The sequence below is a fragment of the Leifsonia sp. 1010 genome, assembly GCF_031455295.1.
GTDB lineage: Bacteria > Actinomycetota > Actinomycetes > Actinomycetales > Microbacteriaceae > Leifsonia.
This window is the reverse complement of record NZ_JAVDSL010000002.1, coordinates 1-14,579: the sequence shown is the minus strand read 5'-3', so window position 1 is coordinate 14,579 and position 14,579 is coordinate 1. Positions and strand designations below refer to the sequence as shown.

15 protein-coding genes are annotated in these 14,579 nt (G+C 71.5%); 7 read left to right on the top strand and 8 right to left on the bottom strand.

The features are described from left to right. Positions 1-5 precede the first annotated feature (5 nt). Positions 6-1,388 (bottom strand): PLP-dependent aminotransferase family protein, encoded by a 1,383-nt coding sequence (locus J2Y42_RS10780; protein WP_309858165.1) that lies wholly within the window; start codon positions 1,386-1,388, stop codon positions 6-8. Between the two features lie 161 nt (positions 1,389-1,549). On the opposite strand from J2Y42_RS10780, the gene J2Y42_RS10775 reads away from it, so the two are divergent. Continuing rightward, positions 1,550-1,990, top strand: a complete 441-nt coding sequence (locus J2Y42_RS10775) for a carboxymuconolactone decarboxylase family protein (RefSeq protein ID WP_309858163.1) — start codon at positions 1,550-1,552, stop codon at positions 1,988-1,990. Positions 1,991-2,325: 335 nt separating this feature from the next. Here J2Y42_RS10775 and J2Y42_RS10770 read toward each other — a convergent pair whose 3' ends face one another. Continuing rightward, the gene (locus tag J2Y42_RS10770; protein WP_018190441.1) at positions 2,326-2,700 is read right to left on the bottom strand and encodes an FKBP-type peptidyl-prolyl cis-trans isomerase; all 375 of its coding nucleotides are present in this window, start codon (positions 2,698-2,700) and stop codon (positions 2,326-2,328) included. A gap of 194 nt (positions 2,701-2,894) precedes the next feature. After that, a complete protein-coding gene (locus J2Y42_RS10765; protein WP_309858156.1) occupies positions 2,895-4,292 on the bottom strand; it encodes an FAD-linked oxidase C-terminal domain-containing protein in 1,398 nt (465 codons plus the stop codon). A 63-nt stretch (positions 4,293-4,355) separates the two neighbouring features. On the opposite strand from J2Y42_RS10765, the gene J2Y42_RS10760 reads away from it, so the two are divergent. From J2Y42_RS10760 to J2Y42_RS10735, 6 genes are all read left to right on the top strand, one after another. Then, positions 4,356-5,945 (top strand): AlkA N-terminal domain-containing protein, encoded by a 1,590-nt coding sequence (locus J2Y42_RS10760; RefSeq protein ID WP_309859518.1) that lies wholly within the window; start codon positions 4,356-4,358, stop codon positions 5,943-5,945. Between the two features lie 31 nt (positions 5,946-5,976). Beyond that, on the top strand, positions 5,977-6,741 hold the full coding sequence (locus J2Y42_RS10755; RefSeq protein WP_309858154.1) for a glycosyltransferase family 2 protein: 765 nt from the start codon (positions 5,977-5,979) through the stop codon (positions 6,739-6,741). Between the two features lie 17 nt (positions 6,742-6,758). Then, on the top strand, positions 6,759-7,634 hold the full coding sequence (locus J2Y42_RS10750) for a fumarylacetoacetate hydrolase family protein (RefSeq protein ID WP_309858151.1): 876 nt from the start codon (positions 6,759-6,761) through the stop codon (positions 7,632-7,634). A 30-nt stretch (positions 7,635-7,664) separates the two neighbouring features. Then, on the top strand, positions 7,665-8,582 hold the full coding sequence (locus tag J2Y42_RS10745) for an alpha/beta hydrolase (RefSeq protein WP_309858147.1): 918 nt from the start codon (positions 7,665-7,667) through the stop codon (positions 8,580-8,582). A gap of 112 nt (positions 8,583-8,694) precedes the next feature. Further along, a complete protein-coding gene (locus J2Y42_RS10740; protein ID WP_309858145.1) occupies positions 8,695-8,907 on the top strand; it encodes a hypothetical protein in 213 nt (70 codons plus the stop codon). A gap of 114 nt (positions 8,908-9,021) precedes the next feature. Beyond that, entirely contained in the window at positions 9,022-9,306 is a 285-nt protein-coding gene (locus J2Y42_RS10735) for a hypothetical protein (protein WP_309858143.1), read from the top strand. A gap of 152 nt (positions 9,307-9,458) precedes the next feature. Here J2Y42_RS10735 and J2Y42_RS10730 read toward each other — a convergent pair whose 3' ends face one another. The 5 genes from J2Y42_RS10730 to J2Y42_RS10710 form a co-directional block, all read right to left on the bottom strand. Then, the gene (locus J2Y42_RS10730; protein ID WP_309858140.1) at positions 9,459-9,824 is read right to left on the bottom strand and encodes an ABC transporter substrate-binding protein; all 366 of its coding nucleotides are present in this window, start codon (positions 9,822-9,824) and stop codon (positions 9,459-9,461) included. A gap of 120 nt (positions 9,825-9,944) precedes the next feature. Beyond that, on the bottom strand, positions 9,945-11,510 hold the full coding sequence (locus J2Y42_RS10725; protein ID WP_309859515.1) for an aspartate ammonia-lyase: 1,566 nt from the start codon (positions 11,508-11,510) through the stop codon (positions 9,945-9,947). Between the two features lie 189 nt (positions 11,511-11,699). Continuing rightward, complete coding sequence (locus J2Y42_RS10720; protein WP_309858137.1) at positions 11,700-13,082, bottom strand: aldehyde dehydrogenase family protein; 1,383 nt, start codon at positions 13,080-13,082, stop codon at positions 11,700-11,702. Positions 13,083-13,391: 309 nt separating this feature from the next. After that, positions 13,392-14,075, bottom strand: a complete 684-nt coding sequence (trmB, locus tag J2Y42_RS10715; RefSeq protein WP_309858135.1) for a tRNA (guanosine(46)-N7)-methyltransferase TrmB — start codon at positions 14,073-14,075, stop codon at positions 13,392-13,394. Between the two features lie 22 nt (positions 14,076-14,097). Then, positions 14,098-14,391 carry a hypothetical protein gene (locus J2Y42_RS10710; RefSeq protein ID WP_309858132.1) on the bottom strand — a complete coding sequence of 98 codons (294 nt, stop codon included), beginning with the start codon at positions 14,389-14,391 and terminating at the stop codon, positions 14,098-14,100. Positions 14,392-14,579 lie beyond the last annotated feature (188 nt).

Sequence of the window (14,579 nt, the reverse complement as noted above, 5' to 3'; positions counted from 1 at the left end):
TCCGATCATCGCATTGCTTCGCCCGGTGCCGACGCCCGGGCACGCTCGACCGCCTGGGCGAGCGTGCGCAGGCCGTCCGGTATCTGCTCCACCGGGATGCCGCCGAAGCCGAGCAGGAGGCCGTCGGGCCCCTCCCCGACCCGGAACCGCGACACCGGCTGCACGGCGACGCCCGCGACCGCGGCCCGCTCAGCGACCCGGCGGCCGTCGATGTCGCCGTCCGCCCCGTCCGCGAGCAGCGCCAGGTGGAGCCCGGCGGCGGACGGCACCAGGCGGAGGCCCGGCAGCAGCCCTCGCGCCGCACGGACGAGCGCGTCGTGCCGCTGCTCGTAGACGCGGGTCGCCGAGCGCACGTGACGCGCGAAACCGCCCGAGTCGATGAAGCGCGCCATGGCGCGCTGGGTGACCGCGTCGTTGTGCCAGTCGCTCAGCCGCTTGGCATGCCGAAGAGCGGGCAGGAGGCCCGGCGGGGCGACGACGAATCCGAGCCGGAGCGCCGGTGCCATCGTCTTCGAGAAGGTGCCGACGTAGACCACCCGCCCCTCCGCATCCAGTCGCTGGAGCGGATCGAGCGGCCGCGCCCCGAACCGGTATTCGCTGTCGTAGTCGTCCTCGATGACGACCGCGTCGTTGCGGGCCGCCCACTCCAGCAGGGCGACCCGTCGTTCCAGCGGGAGCACGCCGCCCAGCGGGAACTGGTGGGAGGGGGTCACATACAGCAGCCGTGCCGGGGGCAGCAGGTCGACACGGAGCCCGAACTCGTCCACCGGGACCGGCAGCACCCGGGCGCCCGTCGTCTCGAACAGCTGCCGGACGGGCGGATATCCGGGGTCCTCGACGAGGACGGTGTCGCTCGGCGTCAGCAGCACACGGGCGAGCAGGTCGAACGCCTGCTGCGCGCCGTTGGTCACCAGCACGTCCTCGGGACCCGCGGCCACCGAGCGTGCGAGGCCGAGGTGCCGCGCTATCCCCTCGCGCAGCCGGTCGACACCGGCCGGGTCGGCGTAGAGGGCCGAGCGGGCGAAGCCGCCGCGGAGCTCGGCGGTGACGTAATGCCGCCAGGTCTCCAGCGGGAAGAGGGCGGGATCGGGTGAGCCGATGCTGAAGTCGTAGGCGATCGGGCGCGGCTCGGTCCAGAGCGGGTCGTCGAGTTCGGCCCAGGTCGCGTTCGGGCGGGCGGCGCCGCGCGGGGTGTCCGCAGCGCCGGGGCGGGCCGGTGCGCCCGTGTAGGCGACGAACGTGCCCGCGCCCACCCGGGCGGCGAGGTACCCCTCCGCCGTCAGCCGCTCGTACGCGGTCGAGACGGTCGAGCGCGAGACCTGCAGCCGCTCGGCGAGTTCGCGCGTCGCCGGCAGCCGCTCCCCCCGCCGCAGGCGCCCATCGACCACGGCGTCGCGCAGCTGGCGGTAGATGCGGTCGGCGCGATCGCCCCGGCCGTCGATGGCGACATGCAGGTCCAGGATGCCCTCCGAGCCTCGACGAATGGCCTGATCAGAATCGATCGGAATGGATCTTACCCGCAGCCAATCGTGTTCCTAGCGTGGAGGACATGACAGAACGCATCCAACTCCCCACCATCGTGCCCGAGGGCTACCGCAAGGTCATCAACCTCGACGGCTACGTCGGCGGCAAGGTCGAGGAGCCGCTCGGCGACCTCATCAAGCTGCGCGCCTCACAGATCAACGGCTGCACCTACTGCGTCGACATGCACTCGGTCGACCTGCAGGGTCGCGGCGTGCCGCTCCGCAAGGTCTTCGCCGTCTCCGCCTGGCGCGAGTCTCCGTGGTTCACCGATCGCGAGCGCGTCGCGCTGGAGCTCACCGAGGCCGTGACCCTCATCCACGAGGACGGCGTCTCGGACGACCTGTACCAGCGCGCGCTGACCGAGTTCGGCGAGGAGGGCCTGGCGAACGTGCTGCTGGCCATTGCGACCATCAACATCTGGAACCGCATCGCCATCCCGACCCGGATGCAGCCGCCCGCGCTGTAGGCCGTCGTCTCGGCCGAGCGGCGGACGGGCGCCTGGGCCGGTCCGGAACGGAGGACATCTCCGCCGCAGCCCGCCGGATCGCCTCCGTTCCCGGCGTTCCGCGGCGTGTCGGCGGCGGGACTCCTCCTTTTCGGACCGGTCGAGCGGCGGGGGATGGTCGACCAATTCGGAGGAGATCCGGCGGGTGATCGCCCTGAACGCCGGGAATGGAGGGGATGATGTCGGCCGCGGCCGGGATCTCCTCCGTTTCCGACGCGCACGGCACAGGACACCCCAGACGACGAAGCGCTCCCCCGGCCGTGCCGAGGGAGCGCTTCGTCGTTCGGGTGATGCGTTCAGCTGACGCCGAGCAGGTCGATCACGAAGATCAGGGTCTTGCCCGACAGTGGGTGACCGCCGCCGGCGGGGCCGTACGCGAGCGCCGGCGGCACGGTGAGCTTGCGGCGACCACCGACCTTCATGCCGGGGATGCCCTCCTGCCAGCCCTTGATGAGGTTGTTCAGCGGGAAGTTGATCGACTGACCACGGCTCCAGGAGGAGTCGAACTCCTCGCCGGTCTCGTACTCGACGCCGAGGTAGTGCACGTCGACCTTCGCGCCGGGGGTGGCTTCGGGGCCGGTGCCCTCGACGATGTCGACGATCTCGAGGGTCTCGGGAGCCGGTCCCTCGGGGGCGTCGACTTCCGGCTTCTGGTTGGTGTTCTCTGCCATGCCTCCCATCCAACCGGTGCCGGGGTGTGGCGTCAAAGCGCGTTCGCTCACCGCGCAGCCGCGATCGGGGGTTGCGCTCGCTGCGCGCCGGGGGCATCCTTGACGCATAACTCGATCCCCCGGGAGCGCTGCAGGCATCGCCGCACCACCGGGGGTCGAGTCTGTTAAGGGCGCACACGCGCCCCCAGACGGAGTCAGGCGCCGCCGAAGACCTTGCCCGGGTTCAGGATGCCGAGAGGGTCGAACACCGACTTCAGCTTCACCTGCAACTCGTAGGAGTCGGGTCCGACCTCGTCCGCGAGCCAGCGACGCTTGAGCACGCCGACGCCGTGCTCGCCGGTGAGGGTGCCGCCGAGGGCGATGGCGGTCCGGAACAGGTCGTTCGCCGCATCCCACACGGCGTCGGGCACCGTGTGGCCGGTGTAGACGAAGTTGGGGTGCAGGTTGCCGTCGCCGGCGTGGGCGACGGTCGGGATGGGGATGCCGTACCGCTCGGAGATGCGCTCGATCGCGGCGAACATCTCCGGCATCCGTGAGCGCGGCACCGCGACGTCTTCGATGAGCACTTCGCCGGACGAGGCCAGCGCCGGGTGGAACGCGCGGCGGAGCGCGAGCAGGCGCTCCCCCTCCTCCGCATCCGCGGCGACCCGGACTGTTCCCCCGGTCTCGGTCAGCAGCTCACCGGCAGCGGCGGCGTCGGCCGCCGCGGTGGCGCCGTCGAACTGGACGAGGAGGTAGGCCGCGCCTCCCGTCGCGCCGAACGCATCCTCGATCGTCGCCGAGCCGAGGTACGCGGAGATGCGTTCGAGCGCCGGGGCGTCGAGCAGCTCCATCACGGCCGGACGCAGCCGTGCCGCGGTGATGCGGGCCGAGGCCTGCGCCGCCGAGGTGACGTCGGAGAACAATGCGCCGAGGGTGACCGGCTCGCCCGGCGGGATCGGCTGGGCTCGGACGGTGGCGCCCACGATAACGCCGAGCGTCCCCTCCGACCCCACGAACAGGGCGGTCAGGTCGTAGCCGGTCACGCCCTTGACCGTGCGATGCCCGGTGCGCAGGAGGCGTCCATCCGCGAGCACGACCTCCAGCCCCAGGACGGCCTCGCGCGTGACGCCGTACTTCGCGCACAGCAGCCCGCCCGCGTTGGTCGCGATGTTCCCGCCGACGGTGGAGATCGCCTTGCTCGCCGGGTCGGGCGCGAAGAACAGGCCGTATGGCTCCAGTGCCGCGTTGAGGTCGCTGTTGACGACGCCGGGCTCGATGACGGCGAGCTGGTCGTCGGCCGAGATCTCGATGATGCGGTTCATCGCGGAGACGTCGAGGACGATGGATCCGTCGGTACCGTTCGCGCCGCCCGCCAGGCCGGTGCCCGCACCCCGGGGCACGACCGGGACGCGGAACTCGCTCGCCGCCCGCAGCGTGGCCTGCACGTGCGCCACCGACCGCGCGGTCACGATCGCGAGCGGGCGGCCCTGGGCCACCCATCCGGACCGGTCGGTGCGGGCGGCGTCGAGGAGAGCGGGGTCGGTCGTCAGCACGCCGGCGTCGGCGGCCTCCTCGCCGAGCGCGGCCGCGAGCCAGTCGAGTACGTCCATGCCCCCAGGCTAGCGATCGGCGGCACCGGCGGCCTCGCGGTGATGTCCGATTTCCGCTATCGGATGTCGGCGGCGGGTGTCACGCTGGTGGACATGAGCACGCTGCAGCATCCCCGGTCCGGCGCATCGAGCACCCCTGCGGACAGCGCCGACGGCCGCCTCACCGACCCGGTGTTCGCCGAGCGCTACCGGGCGATGAGCGCCAAGGATGCGCGTTTCGACGGGCAGTTCATCACCGGCGTGCACACCACCGGCATCTACTGCCGTCCGAGCTGCCCGGCTGTCACACCCAAGCCCGGCAACGTCACCTTCTATCTCACCGCGGCGGCCGCGCACGAGGCAGGGCTCCGCGCCTGCAAGCGCTGCCTCCCGGATGCCGTGCCCGGTTCACCCGAATGGAACGTGCGCGACGACCTCGCCGCACGCGCCATGCGCCTCATCGCCGACGGCACGGTGGAGCGGGAGGGCGTGCCCGGCCTCGCGCACCGGCTCGGCTACACCCCGCGGCACCTGAACCGCGTGCTCACCGCCGAACTCGGTGCCGGACCGCTCGCTCTCGCCCGCGCCCACCGTGCGCAGACGGCGCGGCTGCTCCTGACCGGCAGCGACCTCCCGATCACCGACGTGGCCTTCGCCGCAGGCTTCAGCAGCGTCCGGCAGTTCAACGAGACCATGGCCGAGGTCTATCGGCTCACGCCCGGCGCCATCCGGACCGCCGCCCGCCGCTCCCCCGCCGCCGCACACCGCGAGCCCGGCACGGTGACGCTGAGCCTGCGGCTGCCGGCCCGTGCGCCGTTCGACGGCGCGTCGGTGCTGTCCTTCCTCGCAGCCCGCGCGATTGACGGGATGGAGGCTCCCGGCGCGGCCCACGGCTCCGGCGACATCGGGTACGCCCGGGCGCTCCGGCTCCCGCACGGGCCCGCGGTGGTGCGGCTGACTCTCACCGGCACCGCGACGTCCCCCGCGGTGCAGTGCGACGCCTCCCTGGCGGATGTGGCCGATCTGGCCCCCCTGGTGGCGCGCGTGCGACGCCTGCTCGACCTCGACGCGGACGCCGAGGCCATCGACGCGGTCCTGGCCGCCGACCCCGCGTTGGCGCCCAGCGTCGCCGCGGCACCCGGCCTGCGCGTGCCCGGAGCGGTGGATGCGGAGGAGATCGTCTTCCGTGCGCTCATCGGGCAGCAGGTGTCTGTCGCCGCAGCGCGGACCGCCCTCACCCGGCTCACGGACGCCCTCGGCGAATCCATCGACCTGCCGGTGCCCGGCGGGGGCGCTTTCACCCGCCTCTTCCCCACCGCCGCCGCGATCGCCGAGCGCGGGCGGGAGGTGCTCCGCGGGCCGTCGCGCCGGATCGACGCGATCGTCGGTGCGGCCGAGGCGCTGGCCGACGGTCGCCTCACCATCGACGTCGGCGAGTCGCGTGACGAGCTCGAACGCCGGCTGGTGGAGCTGCCCGGCATCGGCCCGTGGACGGCCGGATACGTCGCCCTGCGCGTGCTGGGCAGCCCCGACATCCTGCTCACCGGCGATCTGGCACTCCGGCAGGGTGCCGCGCGGCTCGGGCTCCCGGGGGATGCGCGCGGGCTCGCCGAGCACGGTGCACGGTGGGCTCCCTGGCGCAGCTATGCCGGGCTGCACCTGTGGCGGGCCTGAAACCAGGCCCGGTGCCGCGTACGATCGACACGTGCCCTCCCTGTCCGTCGTCATCCCGGCCCTCGATGACGCCGAGATGCTCGCCCGCTGTCTGCAAGACCTCGCTGCGCAGCTGCGTCCCGCCGACGAGATCATCGTGGTGGACAACGGCAGCAGCGACGGCACCGCCGATGTCGCACGCGCGGCCGGGGCGACCGTCGTCGAGCAGCCGCATCGCGGGATCTGGCCCGCCGCATCCACCGGGTACGACGCCGCGAGCGGCGACATCATCGCGCGCCTGGATGCCGACTCGCGGCCGCCGGCCGACTGGCTGCTCCACATCGAGGCCGAGTTCGTCGATGCGCCCGAGGTCGGTGTGCTCACCGGCCCCGGCGTGTTCTACGACGGCAACACCGTGGTCGCCGGAATCGGACAGGTGCTCTACATCGGCGGCTACTTCTGGTCCATGGGGCTGTGGCTCGGGAACCCGCCCATCTTCGGCTCCAACTTCGCGATGCGCCGCGAGGTCTGGCTGGATGTGCGCGAGCGGGTGCACCGCGACCGCAGCGACATCCACGACGATCTGGACCTCGCCTTCCATCTGAGCCTCGACACCGCCGTCCGCTACGACGAACGGCTCACGGTCGGCATCTCGGCCCGCCCGTTCTCCACCTGGCGCGGCTTCGGGCGCCGGCTGCGCTGGGCGTACACGACGTTGAGCATGCACCTACCCGACCAGTCGCCCTGGCGCCGCCGCATCACCCGGCGCCGTCAAGCGCACGACCGCGAGAGGGACGCGCCGGGCGCCGTCGCCTGAACCGATAGCCTGGATCGGTGAGATTCTCGCACCTCAGCACTGCCGCAGATCCCGGGCCCCGCCTGGCCGCCGTCATCGGAGACGGAGCCCTCTTCCTCGACGAGGTGATGGACCGGCCGCCGCGGGACCTGCAGGAGCTCATCGAACGCGGCGAGAGCGGCCTCGCCGAGGTGCGCGCGGTCGTCGCCGAGGCGGAAGCCGCCGGCCGCGAGCTGCCGCCGGTGCACGAGTTGCGCCACGCCTCCGCGATCCTCCGCCCGCCGCACGTCATCGCGATCGGCGCGAACTACGCCGCGCACGCGTCCGAGCTGAAACTGCGGAGCGAGAAGGCGGCGACCGTCTTCAACCTCTGGCCGAACTCCCTGGCCGGGCACGGCGGAACCACCACCTGGCCGGCCGACCTCTCCACCCAGGTCGACTACGAGGCCGAGCTGGGGGTCGTCATCGGGCGCCCGGCGCGCAACGTCCCGGTGCAGGACGCCCTGGACTACGTGTGGGGCTACACCGTGGTCAACGACATCACTGCGCGCGACCTGCAGTTCTCGGAGGCGCAGTGGTCGCGGTGCAAGTCGTTCGACGGCTTCACCCCCACCGGGCCCGTGGTCGTCACGGCCGACGAGATCCCCGACCCGCAAGACCTTTGGCTCACCACGAACGTCGACGGTGCCATCCTGCAGGATGCGTCGACCGCCGACATGGTCCGCAGCGTCCCGGAGCTGATCGAGTTCCTCTCGCGCTCGGCCACCATCCCGCCCGGAACACTGATCTCGACCGGGAGCCCGGGCGGCGCGGGCTACTCGCGCACCCCTCCCGTCTTCCTCCGCGACCGCTCCACCGTCACCGTCTCCATCGGCGGGATCGGCTACCTCACCACGTACTGCCGCGTCACCTGACCCACCGGGCGCGCCGCGGTGCGTTAGCGTATGCCTGTGTCGATCGGAGAGCGGCGCCCGGTCACGGGCGGGGACGACGAGGCTGCGCGCCTCGATGCCGCCCTGCCCGATATCGACTGGTCGGTCGCGCCCGTCGGCACGGTCTTCTCCCGCTTCCGCGCGCCCAGCGGTGAGCTGGCGGTCGCCGCACTCGGCGACCCGGCCGATCCCCGCGTCGTGCTCATTCCCGGGGTCACCGGCTCCAAGGAGGACTTCTATCTCCTGGCGCCGATCCTGGTGGCGGCCGGCTATTACGTGCAGAGCTTCGATCTGGCCGGGCAGTACGAGTCCGCCGACGCCGGTCCGGTCCCGGGCGGCCACTACACCTACGGACTGCTGGTAGCCGATGTCGTCGCCTTCCTGCGCGACGGCGGCCCGGCGCACGTGCTCGGCTACTCCTTCGCCGGCATCCTGTCGCAGCTGGCCCTGGTGGAGCATCCCGAGCTGTTCCGGTCGCTGACTCTCCTGACGGCCCCGCCGGAGCCGGGGCAGTCGTTCCGCGGCGTGCGGATCATCGGCTGGCTGAGTTGGTTCGCGACGGCCCACATCGGCGCGAGCCTGATGATCTGGGGCATCACGACGAACAAGAACAAGGTCTCCGACAGTCGACTGGCCTTCGTACGGTCGCGGTTCGCACTCACCCGCCGCTCCAGCGTCGACGACATCGTCGGACTGATGAAGCGGGTCCCGGATGTGCGTTCGCGCGTCGCCGCCAGCGGCATCCCGCTCCTCGTCGTCACGGGTGATCACGACCTCTGGCCGACGCACCTGCACGCCGCGAACGCGAAGGCCCTCGGCGCCCGCCTCGCCGTCTACCGCACCGGGCACAGCCCGTGCGAGACCGCCCCGCACCAGCTGGGCCGCGACATGATCGCGCTCTTCCACGAGGCCGAGGCGCGCGAACGCTGAGCGATCCCGACGTGCCGGGTGAGCGAAAAGCCTAGACCCCACATTTGGGGGTAGTGACTCGTCTCGACGCTGGGCCACGATGAGAGGGCAGCGAGGGGGACGGTATGGATAAATGTCTGAAGACGACTTCCTTCACCCGCCGCACGCGCCGCGGCTCCGCGAACACGTCGGCATGATCCGTTGGCAGCGCATCGGCGACGGTGAGTGGTCGATGGAGACCGCCCGCGGCCAGTACGTCGGCGGCAACAGCAAGGTCTGGCGGGTCCGCCTCTACGACGGCATCGAGCTCGAGTACGACCTCGACGAGTGGGCGCCCTTCAACTGAGTCTCTTCCGGTGCCGTCCGCCGGGCCGCACACCGGCCCCGCGGACGGCACCGATTTCTTCTCCCCCTCGACGGGGGAATCGACCTGAGCGGCCGCACCGCCTAGGGTCGTCGCATGATCCCCGACGAAGCGGACGGATGGATGCTCACCTGCGTCCTGGTCGCCCGCGACGGCAGCGAGACCACCCTCTCGGTGCCCTCCCTCTCCCGAACGCCGCCCACGCGCATCCGCCGCCCCTCCCACCTCGGAGGCGCCGCCGTCGTCGATGTGTACGCGTTCTCCGCGCTGCAGGGCACTCCGCCCCGCGCGGTGTACGACTTCGAATGCACCGTGCCGCAGAGCACGGATGAACTCCCGGCGGACGATTCTCCGGCCGCCGGTCCCTCGCCGTCCGACTGACGCCAGGCGGAAAAGGTCGGGTGCCGGCACTCGGCGCAGCGAGATTCCCCGGTGCCGGCACCCTTGTCGCTATGTCGGGCATAACGACCTCTATGCGGGCTTAAGCTCACCCTGCCCGGGTCGGGGGCGAAAAGCCTAGACAGCAATGTCCGCTATTGCATGCGCGGCGTGCTCCCCGTTCCCGCGTGCCCATCCCGGACCACGCCCTGAGCGGTGTAACGGAGCCGGCGGGCCCCCTGCGGCGGCCCGGACCGCACCGCCGTCTGCATGTGCAGGAAGAACAGCGTGAACGACCGCTCGACGCTGTCGGTCCCGGACAGTCCGTGCAGAGCCGCATCGTCGGCGACCAGGCGGGCGTTGGCGAGCAGGGCGTCCTCCTCCACCCGCACCTCCACGATCCGATCGTCCGGGGTCAGCACCTGCAGCAGCAGGGCGTCGGCGTCCACGACGTGGATGCCCGGCGCCCGTTCCAGCGACCGCAGGAAGCGGTCCACGATCCGTCTCTCGCCTCGCGGCATCCGTCGCTCCTTCCGGCGGAGCCGCCTGGAGCCCGCTGGGCCAGCGGGAAGGCGAGCATCCGTCCATAGGAGTAGACGAACGAGTCTGCGTTCGATGACGGGGCTGAGGAACCCCGTCGCTCACTCGGTATCGGAGCGTGCCTCGCGGATGGCATCCGCCTCGATGACCGGGATGGCCGTGGTGACGACCTCCAGGCCGCTCAGACGGGCGGGCGACAGCAGCCGGGTGACCTCCTCGCGACTCATCAGCTTCGCCTCGACGACGAGGTCGGCGACGTTGCGTCCGGTCAGGAGAGCCGACTTGGCGAGCGCGGCCGAGGCGGCGTAGCCGATGTGCGGGGTGAGTGCGGTGATCACGCCGACGGACGAGCCGACCATCGCGCCGAGGCGCTCCTCGTTCGCCGTGATGCCGTCGACGCAGTTGATGCGCAGCGTGCGGAACGCCTGCGCCATCCACGTGATGCTCTGCAGCAGTGAGTGGGCGATGACGGGCTCGAAGGCGTTGAGCTGCAGCTGGCCGCCCTCCGCCGCCATGGTGACCGTCACATCCGCGCCGGCGACCGAGAAGGCCACCTGGTTGACGACCTCGGGGATGACGGGGTTGACCTTGCCGGGCATGATGCTGGAGCCGGCCTGGCGCGCCGGCAGGTTGATCTCGCCGAGCCCTGCCTGGGGTCCGGACGAGAGCAGGCGGAGGTCGTTGCAGATCTTCGAGAGCTTGATCGCGCTGCGCTTGAGCGAGCCGGAGAACGACATGAACGCGCCCGCGTCGCTGGTCGACTCGATCAGGTCGGGGGCGGTCTCGAGATTCAGGCCGGTGATCGCGTTCAGGTGGCGCACGGCGGCGGCCGCGTAGCCCGGGTCCGCGGTGATGCCCGTGCCGATCGCGGTCGCTCCGAGGTTGATCTCGGCGAGCAGCCACTTCGTCTCGGTCAGGCGCGCGTGGTCCTCCGTCAGCGTGGTGGCGAAGCCGTGGAACTCCTGGCCCAGGGTCATGGGCACGGCATCCTGCAGCTGGGTTCGGCCGACCTTCAGGATGTTGCGGAACTCGGCGGCCTTTGCGGCGAACGAATCGCGCAGCAGAGCGAGCTCGTCGAGCAGGTGCCCGAGCGCGAAGGTGAGGCCGATCTTGATGGCGGTCGGGTACGTGTCGTTGGTGCTCTGGCTGCGGTTGACGTCGTCGATCGGGTGCAGGTGCGAGTAGTCGCCCTTCTCGTGTCCGTCGAGTTCGAGCGCGATGTTGGCGATGACCTCGTTCGCGTTCATGTTGGTCGAGGTTCCGGCGCCGCCCTGCATCACGCCGACCACGAACTGGTCGTGGTAGCGGCCGTCGATGATGAGCTGGCAGGCGCGGTCGATCAGCTCGGCCTTGCGCGGCTCGAGCACGCCGATCTCGGCGTTGGCGCGCGCGGCGGCCTGCTTGACGCTGGCCAGTGCGACGATGAGGTCCGGGTAGACGGAGATCGGGCGCTTGGCGATCGGGAAGTTCTCCAGAGCGCGCGAGGTGTGGATGCCCCAGTAGGCGTCGGCGGGGATCTCGCGGCTGCCGAGCGAGTCGGTCTCGACGCGTGTCGCGCGCCCCTCGGCGCTGGGGGTAGGAACGTCGGAGACGTTCTCGGACGCATCGGTGACGACGAGTCCGGACGGGGTGACGACGGGGATTGGGGCTGTCTTCGAGTCGTCCATGGTTGCTGTCGGGTTCACGGTTGGCACCGTTGCCTCTCGTTGTGCGTTGGCATGTCTTTCTGGCGCCGGACGTTCGTGGCCTCCGGCAGTGCCGAGCCTACCCCCGGGCCTGTGAGGCCCACTGGACGACCTGTCGCCCATCTCCACACTCCTTCGACACGGTGTCCATCGCCGTCGAGCGTCGAGGGATCAGCCCAGCTTGCGCAGCAGACCGCGCGCGAAGCGGTCCTTGGCCTCGGTGTACGGCGGGTAGATCAGCTGCAGGGTGTCGGGGCTGAGCGGCTTGCTCAGCACCGCCTTCTCGTGGCTGAAGGTCCGCAGCGATCGCTCGCCGTGATACGCGCCGGCGCCGCTCTCGCCAACCCCGCCGAACGGGAGTCCGGCGACCGCGAGGTGCGCGGCCGGAACACCGAAGCCGACCGCGCCGGAGCTGGTCTCGGTGAGGATGCGGCGGCGGGTCGTCGCACTCGAGGTGAAGACGTACAGGGCGAGCGGCTTGTCCCCCGCGCGGATGAAGCGGATGGCGTCGTCGAGGCCGTCGACGGGAAGGATCGGGAGGATGGGGCCGAAGATCTCCTCCGCCATCGCGGGCGACTCGGGCGCGACATCGGTAAGCACGGTCGGAGCGAGATACCGGGTCTCGGCGTCGTGGTCGCCGCCGACCGCCGCAGTGCCCGAGCCGAGCATCCCGGTCAGCCGTTCGAACTGGCGGTCATTGACGATGCGGCCGTAGTCGGGGCTCTGCGCCGGGTCGTCGCCGTAGAGGTCGCGGACCGCGTCGCGCAGGGCATCGGCGAGGCGGGGGACGATGGAGCGTTCGGCGAGCACGTAGTCCGGCGCGACGCACGTCTGCCCCGCGTTCATGAACTTGCCCCACGCGATGCGGCGGGCGGCAGCGGCGATGTCGACCGTGGCATCGACGTAGACGGGTGACTTGCCGCCGAGCTCCAGCGTCACCGGGGTGAGGTTCTCGACCGCCACGGCGGCGACGATGCGGCCGACGCGGCCGTTGCCGGTGTAGAAGATGTGGTCCCACCGCTGGGCGAGCAGGTCGGTGGTGTCCTCCACGCCGCCCTCGACCACCGCGACGGCGCGCGTGTCGAGGTACTGCGGCATGAGGCGGGCCATCGCCGCAGAGGTCGCCGGGGCGAGCTCGCTCGGCTTGAGCACGACCGCGTTGCCGGCCGCGAGCGCGCCCACCAGCGGGGCGAGCAGCAGCTGCACGGGGTAGTTCCACGGCGCGATGACGAGCACGACACCGACCGGCTCGAGCATCGTGGACGCACGCGCCGGGAGCAGCGCTCCGGGAACCGACACGCGGCGCGGCCGCAGCCAGCGGCGCAGGTGCTTCAGCGTGTGGTCGATCTCGCCGACCACGAACCCGAGCTCGGCGATCTGCGACTCGGTCGGGCTCTTCGCCAGGTCGGCGAGCAGCGCATCCTCGAACTCCGCCGACCGCTCGGTGAGCATGCGGCGCAGCGCCCGCAGCTGGCCGAGGCGCCACGCGAGCGGCTTGGTGACCCCTCGCTCGAAGGCGGACCGGAGCTCGTCGACCGTGCGCGCATGCGTCATGCGCCCATCCTACGAATACGGGCGGTCCGTCGGGCCGGAGGCGTGCGCCCCCGAAAGGGAGGCGATCCGGTGCCGGCGGCCGTCCTCGGCCCTCCGTTTCGCGCAACGCGCCGAGGCGGGGATGCGGATCTCCTCCGTTTCCGCCCTCCGCGGTGGCCGGACGGAATGGGAGGTGATTCCCGTCGACACGCCGTCCTGATGCGGGAAACGGAGGCGATCCGGCGATGCGCGGGATCGGATGACCTCCCTTTGCGCGCCGCGGACGCGCGACTGGGGTCTACGGGCGGACGGACGGGTCGGGCAGGCGGGTCAGCGGGCGGGACGGTACGCGAGGTCGAAGATGGCGTGGCCGAGGCGCTCGCCCCGGCGCTCGAACTTGGTGACCGGACGGTCGTCCGGGCGCGGGACGAAGCGCGCTTCGCCCGCGAGGTTCACGAGACCCGGCTCGGCGTCGAGCACCTCGATCATGTGCTCGGCGTACGGCTCCCAGTCGGTCGCGAGCCGGAGCACGCCATCCGGGGACAGCGCAGCGACGAGCAGCCGGGCGACCTCCGGCTGGATGAGCCTGCGCCGATGATGACGGGCCTTGGGCCAGGGGTCCGGGAAGAAGACGAGGATCTCATCCACCGAACCCGCCGGCAGTCCGCGCTCGAACACCTCGACCGCGTCGTGCCGGACGATGCGGATGTTCGTGAGTCCGCGATCCCGCATCGCGCCGAGCACCCGGCCGATGCCCGCGCCGTGCACCTCGATGCCGAGGAAGTCGCGGTCGGGGTGGCGCTCCGCCAGGGTCAGCAGGTTCTCGCCGTTGCCGAAGCCGATCTCGACGACTCGGGGCGCCGTGCGTCCGAAGATCGCGTCCAGGTCGAGGGGCGAGCCGTCGAAGTCGACGCCGAAGCTCGGCCACAGCTCGTCTATCGCGCGCGACTGGGCTTCGGTCTTGCGGCCGCGCACTACGAAGCTGCGCGGCCGGACGAGGGGGGATGGTTCCATCCCCCCATTGTCCCCTGTCGACTTACAGCCAGGCGAACGGCAGCGCCAGGACGCCGAACCCGATACCCACGAGGGCGAGGAGGGCGAAGAACGCGGCGCCGGCGAGCATCACGGCGTTGAGGACGATGCCCCACACCGCGAAGGTCTTGCCCAGCGGCTCGCGCTTCAGCGCCATGATGCCGACGACGAGGCCGGCGACCGGGGCGATCAGCGTCCAGCCGAAGACGATCGAGGCGAGTCCGAGCGCGAAGCTCGTGATGCTGAGGGTGCGGTCGGGAGTGGCGGTCTGGTACGGGGTGGTGGTGGTGGTGGTCATGTCTCCATCCAACCGATTCGCGCCACTGCCGCGCTATCGGGGTACCCCCCGATTCCTCCCTGAGGTCACCCCCAGATTCGTGGGGGGGGGGGGGTTTGGGGGGGGGGGTGACCACAACCCGACCGGTTCCGAGTGGGGGGGGGGGCCCCGGCGCGCCCCCCCGCGGCGCGCGCGCGGCGGGGGTGTGG

Bases quoted from the DNA above. Each gene is read 5' to 3' on its own strand.
- J2Y42_RS10775 (WP_309858163.1), top strand. From the start codon at position 1,550: ATGACAGAACGCATCCAACTCCCCACCATCGTGCCCGAGGGCTACCGC.
- J2Y42_RS10770 (WP_018190441.1), bottom strand. From the start codon at position 2,700: ATGGCAGAGAACACCAACCAGAAGCCGGAAGTCGACGCCCCCGAGGGA.
- J2Y42_RS10765 (WP_309858156.1), bottom strand. From the start codon at position 4,292: ATGGACGTACTCGACTGGCTCGCGGCCGCGCTCGGCGAGGAGGCCGCC.
- J2Y42_RS10760 (WP_309859518.1), top strand. From the start codon at position 4,356: ATGTCGGCGGCGGGTGTCACGCTGGTGGACATGAGCACGCTGCAGCAT.
- J2Y42_RS10745 (WP_309858147.1), top strand. From the start codon at position 7,665: ATGCCTGTGTCGATCGGAGAGCGGCGCCCGGTCACGGGCGGGGACGAC.
- J2Y42_RS10740 (WP_309858145.1), top strand. From the start codon at position 8,695: ATGTCTGAAGACGACTTCCTTCACCCGCCGCACGCGCCGCGGCTCCGC.
- J2Y42_RS10735 (WP_309858143.1), top strand. From the start codon at position 9,022: ATGATCCCCGACGAAGCGGACGGATGGATGCTCACCTGCGTCCTGGTC.
- J2Y42_RS10730 (WP_309858140.1), bottom strand. From the start codon at position 9,824: ATGCCGCGAGGCGAGAGACGGATCGTGGACCGCTTCCTGCGGTCGCTG.
- J2Y42_RS10725 (WP_309859515.1), bottom strand. From the start codon at position 11,510: ATGGACGACTCGAAGACAGCCCCAATCCCCGTCGTCACCCCGTCCGGA.
- J2Y42_RS10720 (WP_309858137.1), bottom strand. From the start codon at position 13,082: ATGACGCATGCGCGCACGGTCGACGAGCTCCGGTCCGCCTTCGAGCGA.
- trmB (WP_309858135.1), bottom strand. From the start codon at position 14,075: ATGGAACCATCCCCCCTCGTCCGGCCGCGCAGCTTCGTAGTGCGCGGC.
- J2Y42_RS10710 (WP_309858132.1), bottom strand. From the start codon at position 14,391: ATGACCACCACCACCACCACCCCGTACCAGACCGCCACTCCCGACCGC.